The organism is Stenotrophomonas sp. S49, assembly GCF_016624905.1.
GTDB lineage: Bacteria > Pseudomonadota > Gammaproteobacteria > Xanthomonadales > Xanthomonadaceae > Stenotrophomonas.
This window is the reverse complement of record NZ_JACVUD010000113.1, coordinates 1-13,260: the sequence shown is the minus strand read 5'-3', so window position 1 is coordinate 13,260 and position 13,260 is coordinate 1. Positions and strand designations below refer to the sequence as shown.

At 69.2% G+C, this 13,260-nt stretch carries 12 protein-coding genes; 9 read left to right on the top strand and 3 right to left on the bottom strand.

The features are described 5' to 3' along the window. Positions 1–23 precede the first annotated feature (23 nt). From mnmG to IAE58_RS17995, 9 genes are all read left to right on the top strand, one after another. On the top strand, positions 24–1,913 hold the full coding sequence (gene mnmG / locus IAE58_RS18035) for a tRNA uridine-5-carboxymethylaminomethyl(34) synthesis enzyme MnmG (protein WP_200734988.1): 1,890 nt from the start codon (positions 24–26) through the stop codon (positions 1,911–1,913). Between the two features lie 133 nt (positions 1,914–2,046). After that, positions 2,047–2,865 carry a nucleotidyltransferase domain-containing protein gene (locus IAE58_RS18030; protein ID WP_199933338.1) on the top strand — a complete coding sequence of 273 codons (819 nt, stop codon included), beginning with the start codon at positions 2,047–2,049 and terminating at the stop codon, positions 2,863–2,865. Positions 2,866–2,945: 80 nt separating this feature from the next. Continuing rightward, positions 2,946–3,476, top strand: a complete 531-nt coding sequence (locus tag IAE58_RS18025; RefSeq protein ID WP_108757816.1) for a gamma carbonic anhydrase family protein — start codon at positions 2,946–2,948, stop codon at positions 3,474–3,476. A gap of 125 nt (positions 3,477–3,601) precedes the next feature. Further along, positions 3,602–4,291: an RDD family protein gene (locus tag IAE58_RS18020; RefSeq protein ID WP_108757471.1), complete on the top strand. Its 690-nt coding sequence runs from the start codon at positions 3,602–3,604 to the stop codon at positions 4,289–4,291. Further along, positions 4,288–5,280 (top strand): stage II sporulation protein M, encoded by a 993-nt coding sequence (locus tag IAE58_RS18015; protein WP_199933337.1) that lies wholly within the window; start codon positions 4,288–4,290, stop codon positions 5,278–5,280. Before IAE58_RS18020 ends, IAE58_RS18015 begins: the two co-directional genes overlap by 4 nt. After that, positions 5,270–6,877: a DUF4129 domain-containing protein gene (locus tag IAE58_RS18010; protein ID WP_199933336.1), complete on the top strand. Its 1,608-nt coding sequence runs from the start codon at positions 5,270–5,272 to the stop codon at positions 6,875–6,877. Before IAE58_RS18015 ends, IAE58_RS18010 begins: the two co-directional genes overlap by 11 nt. Continuing rightward, a complete protein-coding gene (locus tag IAE58_RS18005; RefSeq protein ID WP_199933335.1) occupies positions 6,874–8,076 on the top strand; it encodes a DUF4350 domain-containing protein in 1,203 nt (400 codons plus the stop codon). The genes IAE58_RS18010 and IAE58_RS18005 overlap by 4 nt, the downstream gene beginning before the upstream one ends. Further along, a complete protein-coding gene (locus IAE58_RS18000) occupies positions 8,073–9,059 on the top strand; it encodes a MoxR family ATPase (protein WP_199933334.1) in 987 nt (328 codons plus the stop codon). Before IAE58_RS18005 ends, IAE58_RS18000 begins: the two co-directional genes overlap by 4 nt. After that, positions 9,056–10,354, top strand: coding sequence for a DUF58 domain-containing protein (locus IAE58_RS17995; RefSeq protein ID WP_199933333.1), 1,299 nt, complete (start codon positions 9,056–9,058; stop codon positions 10,352–10,354). Before IAE58_RS18000 ends, IAE58_RS17995 begins: the two co-directional genes overlap by 4 nt. Positions 10,355–10,438: 84 nt before the next feature. On the opposite strand, the gene IAE58_RS17990 is transcribed toward IAE58_RS17995, so the two are convergent. The 3 genes from IAE58_RS17990 to IAE58_RS17980 are packed head-to-tail and all read right to left on the bottom strand — an operon-like array spanning position 10,439 to position 12,871. Further along, positions 10,439–11,116 carry a hypothetical protein gene (locus IAE58_RS17990; RefSeq protein ID WP_108757476.1) on the bottom strand — a complete coding sequence of 226 codons (678 nt, stop codon included), beginning with the start codon at positions 11,114–11,116 and terminating at the stop codon, positions 10,439–10,441. Next, on the bottom strand, positions 11,116–12,294 hold the full coding sequence (locus IAE58_RS17985) for a glutathionylspermidine synthase family protein (protein WP_108757477.1): 1,179 nt from the start codon (positions 12,292–12,294) through the stop codon (positions 11,116–11,118). The genes IAE58_RS17990 and IAE58_RS17985 overlap by 1 nt, the downstream gene beginning before the upstream one ends. 7 nt (positions 12,295–12,301) lie before the next feature. Then, positions 12,302–12,871, bottom strand: a complete 570-nt coding sequence (locus tag IAE58_RS17980) for a DUF1190 domain-containing protein (RefSeq protein ID WP_108751249.1) — start codon at positions 12,869–12,871, stop codon at positions 12,302–12,304. Between the last annotated feature and the right edge of the window lie 389 nt (positions 12,872–13,260).

Sequence of the window (13,260 nt, the reverse complement as noted above, 5' to 3'; positions counted from 1 at the left end):
CCCCCTTTGCTGACCTGCCCCCTATGAACCCGTCCTTCCATCGTTACGACGTCATCGTCATTGGCGGCGGCCACCCCCGCCCCCCGGCCGCGCTGGCCGCGGCCCGTACCGGCGTGCGCACCCTGCTGCTGACCCACAACATCGAAACGGTGGGCGCGATGAGCTGCAACCCGGCCATCGGTGGCATCGGCAAGGGCCACCTGGTGAAGGAGATCGACGCCCTGGGCGGGGCCATGGCCCATGCCGCCGACCGTGCCGGCATCCAGTGGCGCACCCTGAACGCCTCCAAGGGCCCGGCCGTGCGCGCCACCCGCTGCCAGGCCGACCGCAACCTGTACCGCATGGCGATCCGCGCCATCGTGGAAGGCCAGGCCAACCTGACCGTGTTCCAGGCCGCCGTGGATGACCTGGTCATCGAAGGTGATGCCGTGCGCGGGGTGATCACCCAGACCGGCCTGCGCTTCGACGCCGAGGCTGTGGTGCTGACCGCCGGCACCTTCCTGGCCGGCAAGATCCACGTGGGTCCCACCCAGTACGCCGCCGGCCGCATGGGCGACCCGCCGGCCACCACCCTGGCCGCGCGCCTGCGCGAGCGCCCGTTCCAGGTAGACCGCCTGAAGACCGGCACGCCGCCGCGCATCGATGGCCGTTCGCTGGATTACAGCGTGATGGACGAACAGCCCGGCGACACGCCGCGGCCGGTCATGTCCTTCCTCGGCTCGGTGGATGAGCACCCGCAACAGGTCAGCTGCTGGATCACCCACACCACCGAACAGACCCACCAGATCATCCGCGACGCGCTGCACCGCTCGCCGCTGTACAGCGGCCAGATCGAAGGCATCGGCCCGCGCTACTGCCCGTCCATCGAAGACAAGGTGGTGCGCTTTGCCGAAAAGGCCAGCCACCAGATCTTCGTGGAACCCGAAGGGCTGGGCATCGTCGAGATCTACCCCAACGGCATTTCCACCTCGCTGCCGTTCGACGTGCAGCTGGAGATGGTGCGCAGCATCGTCGGCTTCCAGAACGCGCACATCACCCGCCCCGGCTATGCCATCGAATACGACTTCTTCGACCCGCGCGGCTTGAAGGCCTCGCTGGAAACCAAGCTGGTGAACGGCCTTTTCTTCGCCGGCCAGATCAACGGCACCACCGGGTATGAAGAAGCTGCCGCGCAGGGTCTGCTGGCCGGTCTGAACGCCGCGCGCCAAGTGCGCGGGCTGGATGGCTGGTGCCCGCGCCGCGACGAGGCCTATCTGGGCGTGCTGGTGGATGACCTGATCACCCACGGCACCAACGAGCCGTACCGCATGTTCACCAGCCGCGCCGAATACCGCCTGCAGCTGCGCGAAGACAACGCCGACCAGCGGCTTACCCCGGTCGGCCGCGAGATGGGCCTGGTCGACGACCGCCGCTGGAGCGCGTTTGAAACCAAGCAGGCCGCCGTCACCGCCGAGCGCGCGCGACTGGGCGCGCTGTGGGCCACCCCGGCCAACGCGCTGGGCCGCGAGGTGCAGGAAACGCTGGGCGTGGCCGTCAGCCGCGAAACCAACGTACTGGACCTGATCAAGCGCCCGGAGCTGGACTACGCGCAGTTGATGCAGGTGCCGTCGCTGGGCCCGGCCGTGGCCGACGGCAAGGTGGCCGAACAGGTGGAGATCGGCGTGAAGTACGCCGGCTACCTGGACCGGCAGCGCGAGGAGATCGAGCGCCAGCAGCGGCATGAAGCCACGCCGATCGCCCAGGATTTCGACTATGCGATCGTGCGCGGCCTGTCGGCCGAAGCGCTGCAGAAGCTCGAACGCGTGCGTCCGCAGACCATCGGCCAGGCCCAGCGCATTCCGGGCATGACCCCGGCAGCGATCTCGCTGCTGCTGGTACACCTGGAACGCGCCCGCCGCGGCCGCGTGGCGTAACCCCCTGCCTGCGTGTCGACCAAGGTCGACACCTACCGGAACAGGTTGGTAGGTGTCGACCTTGGTCGACACGAATGCATGTGCCACGCGTGCGTTACAGTCGAGCAAGCTCGACTCTACGAATCTGCTCTGCATGGACGACATCCACCCGATCGCGCCGGACAAGCGCGCCGCCATCCTTTCCACCCTGGCCGACATCGAACGCACGCATGGCGTGCGCGTGCTGCTGGCCTGCGAATCGGGCAGCCGTGGCTGGGGCTTCTCGTCGCCGGACAGCGACTACGATGCGCGCTTCATCTACGTGCACCGCCAGCCGTGGTACCTGAGCGTCAACGAAGCCACCGGTCCCGGTGAGGCGCAGCGCGATGTGATCGAGCTGCCCATCGACGACGAGCTGGACGTGAGCGGCTGGGACCTGCGCAAGGCATTGCGGCTGGTGTCCAAGTGCAACCCGACCCTGATCGAATGGCTGCGCTCGCCGATCATCTACCAGCAGGACGGCGCTGCCGTGGCCCAGCTGTGGCAGGCCGCTGAACGCTTCTACTCGCCGCTGGGCACCTGGTGGCACTACTTCAACATGGCCCGTTCCAACCATCGCGGCTACCTGCGTGGCGACACGGTGCGCACCAAAAAATACCTGTACGTATTGCGCCCGCTGCTGGCCTGCCAATGGATCGAACACGAGCAGACGCCGCCGCCGATGGCCTTCGAGGACCTGCTGGACCGGCTGCTGCCGCACGGCCCGGTGCGTGAGGCCATCGATGCGCTGCTGGTGGTGAAGCGCGCCAACGCCGAAGTCGCCGCCGGGCCGCGCATTGCCGCCATCAGCGATTACATCGATGCAGAACTGGCTGCGCGCGCCGAAGGCCCACGACTGCCCGCAGGGCATGGGGATGCGGCGTGGCTGGACGATCTGTTCCGGCAGATGTTGGCCGCGCATGCGCCGGCATAGGCGGTAGCGCCGGGCCATGCCCGGCGAGCGCAGCGGCGCGCGTATCATCGTCGCGAATGCCCCGAATGCTGGAGACACCGATGAACCCGCTGCGCCCTTTCCGCGACAAGATGCCCGTACTCGGCGAACGCGTGTACATCGATCCGGCATGCACCCTCATCGGTGATGTGGAACTGGCCGACGACGTGTCGATCTGGCCGGGCACGGTGATCCGTGGTGATGTGAATTACGTGCGCATCGGCGCACGCACCAACGTGCAGGACGGCACCATCATCCATGTCAGCCACCACAGTCCGTACAACAAGGCCGGCTACCCCACCCTGATCGGCGAAGGCGTGACCGTCGGCCACGGCTGCATCATCCATGCCTGCAGCATTGGCGACTACAGCCTGATCGGCATGGGCGCCTGCATCCTGGACGGCGCGCAGATCGCCCGCCACGCCTTCGTCGGCGCCGGCGCGGTGGTCGGCCCGGGCAAGGTAGTAGGCGAAGGCGAGCTGTGGGTGGGCAACCCGGCACGGCCGGCACGCACGCTCAGCGACAAGGAAATCGAATCGCTGCACTACTCGGCCGACCACTACGTGCGGTTGAAGAACGAATACCTGGGCTGAGCCTCTCGCCGGCCACCACGCTCTGCTAAAGTCGGGGCCCGACCAGGAACCGTCGAGATCCCGCCCATGCCCGTGGCAGCACGCCGGAGAGGACTCCAGCGCCCACACCTGCGACCGTCGCCCTGATGGCCGCGCCCATGCTCGATACCTACCGCGAGGTGGTCACGCCCGAAGGCGTGCTGCTGCAGTTGCCGGCCGCCGGGCCGATGCCGCGTGCGCTGGCCTGGCTGATCGACCTGGGCATCCGCGTGGGCACCGGCTTCGTGCTGGCCATTCCGCTGGCGCTGCTGGAAGAGTTCGGCCGCGGCATCTATCTGGCCATCATGTTCCTGTTGATGTGGGCCTACCCCATCGTCTGCGAAGCGCTGTGGGGCCGTACCCCCGGCAAGCGTGCGCTGGGCCTGCGCGTGGTGATGCGCGATGGCGCGCCGCTGGGCTGGGCCGGCGCGGTCACCCGCAACCTGCTGCGCACCGTGGACATGCTGCCCTTCGCCTACGCGCTGGGCCTGGTCAGCTGCCTGTTCGATCCGCATGGGCGGCGCCTGGGCGATCTGGTGGCAGGCACCGTGGTGGTGCACGCGCCGCCGTTCTACCTGCCGCCGCCGGTCACCATCGACAGCGTGCTGGCCCCGGCGCAGCCGCTGCGGCCGGAGGAACAGACCGCCGTGATGGCCTTCGCCGAGCGCGCGCCGCGGCTGTCGCCGGCACGCCAGCAGGAACTGGCCGGCTTGGCCCAGCCGCTTACCGGCGCCAACGGCCAGGTAGGTGTGCTGCGCCTGTACGCCATGGCCAATTGGCTGCTGGGCCGGCGATGAAGCAGGAACAGTTCGTCGCCCGCCACCAGCAGGAATGGCATGCACTGGAACAGTGGCTGCAGCAGCGTGCGGGTCTGCTGCGCCGGCGCCGCGCTGCCGTGGGCAGTGCAGACCCCGGCGATACCGCCTTCGCCCAGCGCTACCGGCGGCTGTGCCAGCAACTGGCCCTGGCCCGCGAGCGCGGCTACAGCCCGCAGCTGGTGCAGCGTCTGCAAGGCCTGATGCAGCAGGGCCATGACGTGCTGTACCGCACGCCGCCCACGCGCTGGCGGCGTGCGCTGGAATTCCTGGTGGCCGATTTCCCGCTGCTGGTGCGCAGCCAGGCGCGCAGCATGTGGGCAGCGCTGGCCATGTTCGCGGTGCCGGCCATCGCCTGCTTCGTGCTGGTGCAGTGGCACCCGGACAGCGTGTACCTGCTGATGGACAACGCGCAGATCGCCAGCATGGAACGCATGTACGCCCCCTCGGCCGACCGCTTGGGCCGCGACAGCGGTACCGACTGGATGATGTTCGGCTACTACATCCTGAACAACATCGGCATTGCCTTGCGCACCTTCGCCAGCGGCCTGCTGGCCGGGCTGGGTACGCTGCTGGTACTGCTGTTCAACGGGGTCACCATCGGTGCGGTGGCCGGCCACCTGCAGCAGATCGGCCATGGCGATCCGTTCTGGCGATTCGTGGTCGGGCATGCCGCCTTCGAGCTGACCGCCATCGTGATTGCCGGCGGTGCGGGCCTGCAGTTGGGCATGCGCCTGCTCGCACCGGGCCGGCAGCGCCGCGTGGACGCGCTGGTGGAAGGCGGTCGCATCGGCGCACGCCTGTGCCTGGGCGTGGCCTTCATGCTGCTGCTGGCCGCCTTCGTCGAGGCCTTCTGGTCGTCCATCGCCGATATTCCGGCCTGGCTGAAGTTCAGCGTGGCCGGCGTGTTGTGGGCCGGCGTGCTGCTGTGGCTGTGGCGCGGTGGGCGTGGGGGCAGTCGTGCGGATTGAACGCCTGAACGTCGCGCTGCGCGCCCGCAGCAGTTGGGAGGCGATGGAACTGGGCATGGCCCTGGCCCGCCGCCATGCACGCAGCGTGTGGGGCAGCTGGCTGCTGGCCAGCGCACCGCTGTTCGTACTGTTCAATGCGCTGGCCTGGTGGCTGGATGCGTTCGGCTGGGCCTGGCTGCTGATGTGGTGGTGCAAACCGCTGTTCGAGCGCGCGCCGCTGTACGTGCTCTCGCGCGGCATCTTCGGCGAACAGGTGGCGCCACTTGCGGCGCTGCGTGCGCAGCGGCACTGGGGCAACAGCGGCTTCTGGGGTTACCTGGGCTGGCGCCGCTTCAGCGGGCTGCGCAGCCTGTGCCTGCCGGTGAACCTGCTGGAAGGCAATGCACCGGAACAGCGCGGGCCACGGCGGCGCGCGGTGGTGTCCGGCGCGGGCGGCGCGGCCCTGATCCTGTGCTGCCTGTGCCTGGGCTTCGAACTGGTGCTGGTGCTGGGCGCGATCGCCTCGGCGTTCCTGTTCATTCCGCTGGATCTGCTGCCCGACTCGTGGCGTGCGGCGTGGGACATGCTGCGCGTGGCGCCACCGCCGTGGGCGCTGCTGGTGTTCAACCTGCTGTGCTGGCTGGCCTCGGCGCTGATCGGCCCGCTGTACGTCGGCGCCGGCTTCGGGCTGTATCTGAACCGGCGCACGGAAATGGAAGCCTGGGACGTGGAAATGGCCCTGCGCCGGCTGCGTGAGCGCCTGCTGCCGGCCGCGTCGTGGCTGGTCCTGCTGCTGTGCCTGGCGTTGCCGCTGGCACCGGCCCACGCACAGGACAGCGATGCCCGCCCGGCCACGGCCGCGACGGAGCAGAGCGAAAAGTCCACCCGCAAGCGCCCCAGCGCCGCGCAGGATCCGGCCAACACCCCGCCGGTGATCTTCGGCGATGCGCCGGTGGATACCGCCGGCTTCCGCCAGGCGGTGAACCGCGCCTACGAAGATCCGCTGCAGCGACCGCTGCGCGAGGTCAGCCAATGGCAGCCGATCGACCGCGACGAAGCGGAAAAGAAGGACAAGAAGGAACTGCAGCCGGACACCGACGCTGAGCGCGCGCGCAAGGCCCGCCAGGATGCACGCCGCTGGGTGGCACGCGTGGCCGAGTGGGGCCTGTGGGGTGGGCTGGGATTGCTGGGGCTGGTGCTGCTGCTGACCGCGCGGCTGTGGCTGCCGTGGCTGCGCGGCAGCGGTCGGCGCAAGGGTGGAACGGCGCCGGCCATCCGCGAAGACAGCATCGTGCTGCCTGACATCCTGCCACCGGATGTGGCCACCCAGGCTGCACGGCTGTGGGACGAAGGCCGCCCGCGCCAGGCGCTGGCCCTGCTGTATCGCGCCAGCCTGGGCACCGTGGTGGACCGCAGCGGCGTGGTGCTGCCGCCCGGCGCCACCGAAGCGCAGTGCCTGCGCGCCTCGCGGCGCATGCCTGAAGCCAGTGACCGCGAGCTGTTCGCGCGCATCGTGCGCATGTGGCAGTTCGCCGCCTACGGCGGTCGCCTGCCGAGCCGCGGCGATTTCGACGCACTGTCCACAGCGCTGCAGCAGCAGTTCCGGTGGCAGGCATGAAGCCGCGCCTGTTCTGGTCTCTGTTGCTCGGCGCGCTGATCGTACTCGGCGTGCCGCTGACGATCCTGTTCCTGCGCACCCACGAAAAAGTCAGCCAGACCCTGGTGCTACCGCCGCAGGGCGAGGCCAGCTTCAACCCGCTGTACGTGCTGGGCCAGGCGCTGCGTGCCGACGGTCTGCAGGTGCAGACACGGCAGCAGCTGCAGTTGCGCGACATGGCGCTGGCCCCGGGGGATACCCTGGTGCTGCTGCAGGACACGCGCGATCTGGCACCGCATACCGCACAGGCCCTGCTGGACTGGGTGGGCGAAGGTGGTCATCTGCTGCTGCGCACGCCACCACCGGCCACCGCCCGGCGCAAGGACACCACCAGCACCACGCAAGGTCCGCTGCTGGACCGCATCGGCGTGGACAGCCTGTTCCACGACAGCCGATGCCAGCGTTTCCACGTGGCCGATGATCCCGACCACGTGGAGTTCTGCAAGGGCCGCCGTTTCTCGCTGGGTTTCCGCGCCGCCGCCACCGCCGAACGGCGCTGGGGCAAAGACGGCGACCTGGTGTTCGCGCGCCTGCGCCACGGCAAGGGCCGCATCGATGTACTGGCCGACATGGAATTCATGCGCGGCACTGGCGCAGGCACCAACACGGAACGGCGCGTGCTGAATGCCGGCGAGCGCCTGCGCGATGGCCTGCATGACCTGTCCCATCGCGACCTGACCCGCTACCTGCTGGACCCGAACTACGGCCGTGGCACCGTCTGGCTGGTCTACGGCAAGCGCCCGCCCACGCTGTTCGCACGCATCGTGCTGCAGGGCTGGCCGGTGTGGGTGCCGCTGCTGCTGGCGATCCTGGGCTGGCTGTGGGCGCGCTCGCAGCGCCTGGGCAGTGCGCAACCGTCGCCGATGGTGGAACGCCGCTCGCTGCTGGAACACGTGCGCGCCAGCGGCGAACTGCTGCTGCGCTTCGGCCAGGGGCCACACCTGTACCGCGCGGTGCAGGCGCTGTTCCTGCAGCGGCTGCGCCTGCGCGCGCCGGTGGCCGCCGCGCTGGACGGCAGCGCGCGCGACCATGCCATTGCCGAACTGCTGCACTGGCCTGTAACACGCGTGGCCAGCGCGATGACCGTGCCTGCCGCCAACGATTCCTCCGCCCTGCGCGAGCGCATCCGCTTGCTGCTCCAGATGAGATCCCTGCTATGACCGATGCCCCTGAGCTTCCGTCCGCCGCTGCCGCCCGCCTGATTGAACGTGTCGATGCCATCCGCGAAGCGGTAGGCCGCGCCTTCATCGGCCAGAGCGATGTACTGGACCAGATCCTGGTGGCCCTGCTGGCCGGCGGCCATGTGCTGATCGAAGGCATGCCCGGCCTGGGCAAGACGCTGCTGGTGCGCGCCCTGGCACAGGCGCTGGAACTGGATTACGGGCGCGTGCAGTTCACCCCGGACCTGATGCCCAGCGATGTGAGCGGCCACGCGGTGTACGACCCGAAGAGCGAAAGCTTCCGGATCCGTCGCGGCCCGGTGTTCACCAACCTGCTGCTGGCCGACGAAATCAATCGTGCGCCGGCCAAGACCCAGTCGGCCCTGCTGGAAGTGATGCAGGAAGGCCAGGTGACCATCGAAGGCAAGGCGTTCACCCTGGCGCCGCCGTTCATGGCGCTGGCCACGCAGAACCCGCTGGAACAGGAAGGCACCTACCCGCTGCCGGAAGCGCAGCTGGACCGTTTCCTGCTGAAGGTGCTGATCGACTACCCGCAGCTGGACGATGAGAAGCGCATGGTGGCGGCGATCACCCACGGCCGCGCCGCCAGCGATTTCGACCTGAGCCAGGTGCCGCGCGTGCTCGGCGCCGGCGAACTGCTGGCGTTGCAGCAGGCCACGGCGGCGATCACCGTGGACGATGAAGTGATTGATTACGCCGTGCGCATCGTCGCCGCCAGCCGGTCCTGGCCAGGTATCGCGGTCGGCGCCGGCCCGCGCGGCAGCATTGCCCTGGTGCGTGCCGCACGCGCGCAGGCGGTACTGGCCGGGCGCGATTTCGTCACCCCCGACGATGTGCGCGACATCGCACGCCCTGCCCTGCGCCATCGCATTGCGCTGGCACCGGAACTGCAGATTGAAGGCCAGGGCCCGGACGACGTGCTGGGCGCCCTGCTGGCCAAGGTGGAAGCGCCGCGCCGATGAGGCCTGCGCCGCTGCTGCTGGCTGTGCTGCTGGCCTGGGCTGCGCTGGGCGGCACGGTGCTGGCCGGCCTGCTGCCGCGCTGGAGCTGGGCCGCGATGGGGCTGGCGGTGTTGCTGCTGGCCCTGCTGGATGCCTGGTGGGTGGCCCGGCAGCCGTCGCCGCAGGTGCAACGGCAGGTGCCCGAAGCGCTGGCCCTGGGCGTGCGCCGCCAGGTGGGCCTGCGCCTGCAGGCCGCGCGCGCGCAGTTCGTGCAGGTGTTCGACCTGGCGCCCGGCGGCTGGCCCGTGGAAGACCTGCCGCAGCGGCTGCAGCTTCGCGCTGGGCATGCCAGCACCCTGCACTACCACGTGCAGCCGCCGCAGCGCGGGCGCTACCGCTTCGATGGCGTGCACCTGCGCCTGCGTTCACCGTGGCGGCTTTGGTGGCAGCAGCGCACGCTGCCGCCGGCGCTGGAGGTGCGGGTCTACCCGAACTTCGTGCCGCTCACCCGCTTCGCCCTGTTCAGTGCCGACCAGGCCTCGCGGCTGGTGGGCGCACACGTGAAGCGCCGCCGTGGCGAAGGCACCGACTTCCACCAGATGCGCGAGTACCGCACCGGCGACAGCCTGCGCCAGCTGGACTGGAAGGCCACCGCACGCGCGCGCAAGCTGATCTCGCGCGAATACCAGGACGAGAAGAACCAGCAGCTGCTGCTGATGCTGGACAGTGGCCGGCGCATGCTGGCCAGCGAGGGCGGGCTTTCGCACTTCGACCATGCCTTGAATGCATCGCTGGTGGTGGCCTACCTGGCCCTGCGCCAGGGCGATGCGGTGGGCCTGTTCGCCGCCGGTGGCGAGCGCCGCTGGGTGGCCCCGCAGCGTGGCATGGGCACGGTGCAGCACCTGCTGCGCGCCAGCTACGACCTGCAGCCGCAGCCGGTGGCCACCGATTACCTGGCCGCCGCCACCGAGGTATCGCTGCGCCAGCAGCGGCGCGCACTGGTGATGCTGGTCAGCAACGTGCGCGATGAAGATATCGAAGACCTGCTGGCCGCCGTGCGACTGCTGCAGCGTCGCCACCTGGTGTGCGTGGCCAGCCTGCGCGAACGCGAGCTGGAAGCGGTGCTGGACGGCGAAGTGAACACGCTGGAAGAAGCCGCCCAGGCCGGCACCACCGCGCTGTACCTGCAGCAGCGCGCGCAGGCCCACGATGCCCTGCGCGCCGAAAAAGTAATGGTGCTGGACGTCACCGCCGACGCCCTGCCCGCCGCCCTGGTGGAACGCTACCTGTCGGTGAAGCGCGAAAGCCTGCTCTGAAGCGGTAGCGCCGGGCCATGCCCGGCGGATGGGGAACCACCGCTGCGCTCGCCGGGCATGGCCCGGCGCTACCAGCACACCGCATCACCCCTGCAGCAATCGCCGTTGCAACCGCTCCACCGCGCGCTGCAGCAGCACGCGGTTACGGGCCAGCTTCATCCACTGCGGAAGGCGTGAAAACATCGAGGCATTGGCCACGCCCGCGCGCTCGCGCAGCGGCGCCACGGCAAATGCATGCAAGGCCTGCAGGTGGGCTTCGTTGTACGCCCACAGCACCCCGGCAGCCGTCTTTTCCACCAACCGCAGCGGCAGCCCCAGATGCGGGTCGATGGCCTCGTGCGCACGCACCCGCGACACGCTCACCGTCACTTCACTGCTGCGCCCACACTGGCCGCAATCCCCCATCAAGGTGCGCACCGGCGCTGCGGCACGCGCGCGATACAACGCGGCGCTCACCCACTTGTGCCCACAGTGGCCGCAGGCGCGATGCCCGCTGTAGCGCACCGGCCCAACCCAATCGCCCGCGCTGCAGCGACCACAGGTGCAGGCACCGGCGTTGCCGCTGCCACCGTCCAGCGCCAGGCTGCAGCCCAGGCACCGGAAACGCGCTGCTGCAGACCGCCCCACCACCCAGCCCGGGGTATCGCAACGATGGCAGCGCACGGCCACGCGGTCTGCATACCGCCACAGACCGTGGCCATCGTCCAGGTGGCGACCGGGCAGCGGCGCCGGCCGCAGATCGCGGTTGCGCCGCACCGCCATCAGACGTAGATCCGCGTCGGCGCCTCGTCCACGATCGCATGCGGCACGAAGCGCGCACTGTCGCGGGTAATGGCGCTGTCATCCTCGCGGATGCCGATGCCGCAGGCGTGGTCACCGATCACCCAGCTGCCGATCAGCGGGTAACCGCCGTCGAAACGGGTAAGCGGGTGCGCGCGCTGGATGATCGCCGGCCCTTCGTACGGTCCGTCGCTGCGCTGGGTGCTGCCATCGGCCAGGTGCATTTCGATGTTGGCGCCCTCGCGCGAGAACAGCGGCTTGCGCACCCAGCCCGATGCCAGCGCGCTGCCATCGTCGAAATGCGCTTCCAGCAGGTTCGGGTGGCCCACGTTGCGCTGCCACAGCAGCGGCAGGATGCCCTTGTTGCTCAGCACCGCCTTCCACGCCGGTTCCAGCAGCTGGATGCCCGAACCGGGCAGCGCGCGGCCGAATTCCTCGGCCATCAGGTCTTCCAGCGGGTACAGCTTGAACAGCGTGCCGATCACGGTGTCATCCAGCGCGGTGAAGCGACCGTCCTCGGACAGGCCGATATCCTCGATGGCGATGGCCTGGCCATGCAGGCCGGCCTGCGACGCGCAATCACGCAGGTAATCGACCGTGCCTCGGTCTTCTTCGGAACTGCCCACCGCGCTGAAGAACAACGGCGGAGGCAACTGCCCGGCCAGCGCGCCGAAACGCTCGACCAGTGCCTCGTGCATGCCGTTGAACTGGTCGGCGTGCTGCGGCAGGCGGCCGGCATTGCGCTGGTCTTCCAGCCACTGCCACTGGAAGAAGCTGGCCTCGAACAGCGAGGTGGGCGTGTCGTAGTTCAGTTCGTACAGCTTGGCCGGGCCGGTGCCGTCGTAGGCCAGGTCCAGGCGCCCGTACAGGTGCGGCTGGCGCTGGCGCCAGCTCTCGGCAATCCAGTCGCGGTAGTGCGCCGGAATGGCCAACTGGTCCATCAGGCGCTCGCTGGCGATCACATCGCCCACGAGGTCCAGCGCCATCTGGTGCAGCTCGGCGCTGGGGTCTTCGATGTCCTGTTCGATCTGGCGCAGGGTGAAAGCGTAGTACGCACGCTCATCCCAATACGGCTGGCCGTCGATGGTGTGGAAGCGGAAACCGGCTTCCTCCGCGCGCGCCCGCCAATGGGCGCGCTCGGCAATCTGGATACGCTGCATGGATCGATCAGCCGCCGAAGCTGCTACCGCTGCGGCGCGCGCTGGTGCTGCCAAAGCCACTGCGGCTGGCGGTCACGGCGCGGTTCGGTTCGCTGGTGACCGGGGCCAGGCCGGCCTTGCCGGCGCCGATGCCGCTGGCGGTGTTCATGCCACCGGTGCCGCCCGGTGCCGGGCGCGCCCAGCCGGCGTTCTTGTCCTGGTAGGCCGGTGCCGACGCCGGCGCCTGCGGGGCCAGGCCGCCGCGGTTGCTCAGCATCTGCGACATGAAGAAGCCCATCATCATCGGGCCGATGAACGACGTACCGGCCGAGGTGTGCTGCTGCACGCACTGTTCCGGCTTGTAGTCCTGCTCGCAGGCTTCCTTGCTGGCGTACTTGGGCGCCGCATCGGCCGCCTTCTGCTGGGCCTCGGCAAAGGCGTTGCGGCACGACGACGGGTCGCCGGTGGCCTCGGTGCAGGCCTCCACCGAGGTGTACAGGCCTTCCTGCACCTGCACCTGTTCATCCTTCTGGCAGGCGGTGAACAGCAGGGGTGCAGCGCTCATCAACAGCAGCGCGGTGGTGCGGGAACGCTTCATGGCGTCATGCCTCGGAATCGGATCAATGCCCCAATGATGCCAAATTCACACCAACAACCGGAATCGGCAAAGTAGGAAAGATGAACGGGTTTTCATTTTCGCCGGGCACCGGGGTCAGAGCCCATCGCGCCGCGATGGGATCCGACCCCGTCCCGTTCCGACAGATCGCGGCCAACTGTCGAAGGCGGGGTGGGTCCGGTGGCGGGGGTGTCCGCAGCATGGATGCCGCGGCCAAGCCTACAGGGACGTACTTGCGGCGTCCCCCGCCACCGGACCCAACCCGCCATCCCACGGATACTCCGCTCTTGACGTTGCTTCAGTCGAGCATGGCTCGACTCTACAGGGGTGGCGGGCGCCGCCCGGCCGCTTGGAATAAAAATGCCGCCGCT

Excerpts from the sequence above, each read along its gene's own strand:
- mnmG (WP_200734988.1), top strand. The coding sequence starts at position 24 with ATGAACCCGTCCTTCCATCGTTACGACGTCATCGTCATTGGCGGCGGC.
- IAE58_RS18030 (WP_199933338.1), top strand. The coding sequence starts at position 2,047 with ATGGACGACATCCACCCGATCGCGCCGGACAAGCGCGCCGCCATCCTT.
- IAE58_RS18025 (WP_108757816.1), top strand. The coding sequence starts at position 2,946 with ATGAACCCGCTGCGCCCTTTCCGCGACAAGATGCCCGTACTCGGCGAA.
- IAE58_RS18020 (WP_108757471.1), top strand. The coding sequence starts at position 3,602 with ATGGCCGCGCCCATGCTCGATACCTACCGCGAGGTGGTCACGCCCGAA.
- IAE58_RS18015 (WP_199933337.1), top strand. The coding sequence starts at position 4,288 with ATGAAGCAGGAACAGTTCGTCGCCCGCCACCAGCAGGAATGGCATGCA.
- IAE58_RS18005 (WP_199933335.1), top strand. The coding sequence starts at position 6,874 with ATGAAGCCGCGCCTGTTCTGGTCTCTGTTGCTCGGCGCGCTGATCGTA.
- IAE58_RS18000 (WP_199933334.1), top strand. The coding sequence starts at position 8,073 with ATGACCGATGCCCCTGAGCTTCCGTCCGCCGCTGCCGCCCGCCTGATT.
- IAE58_RS17995 (WP_199933333.1), top strand. The coding sequence starts at position 9,056 with ATGAGGCCTGCGCCGCTGCTGCTGGCTGTGCTGCTGGCCTGGGCTGCG.
- IAE58_RS17990 (WP_108757476.1), bottom strand. The coding sequence starts at position 11,116 with ATGGCGGTGCGGCGCAACCGCGATCTGCGGCCGGCGCCGCTGCCCGGT.
- IAE58_RS17985 (WP_108757477.1), bottom strand. The coding sequence starts at position 12,294 with ATGCAGCGTATCCAGATTGCCGAGCGCGCCCATTGGCGGGCGCGCGCG.
- IAE58_RS17980 (WP_108751249.1), bottom strand. The coding sequence starts at position 12,871 with ATGAAGCGTTCCCGCACCACCGCGCTGCTGTTGATGAGCGCTGCACCC.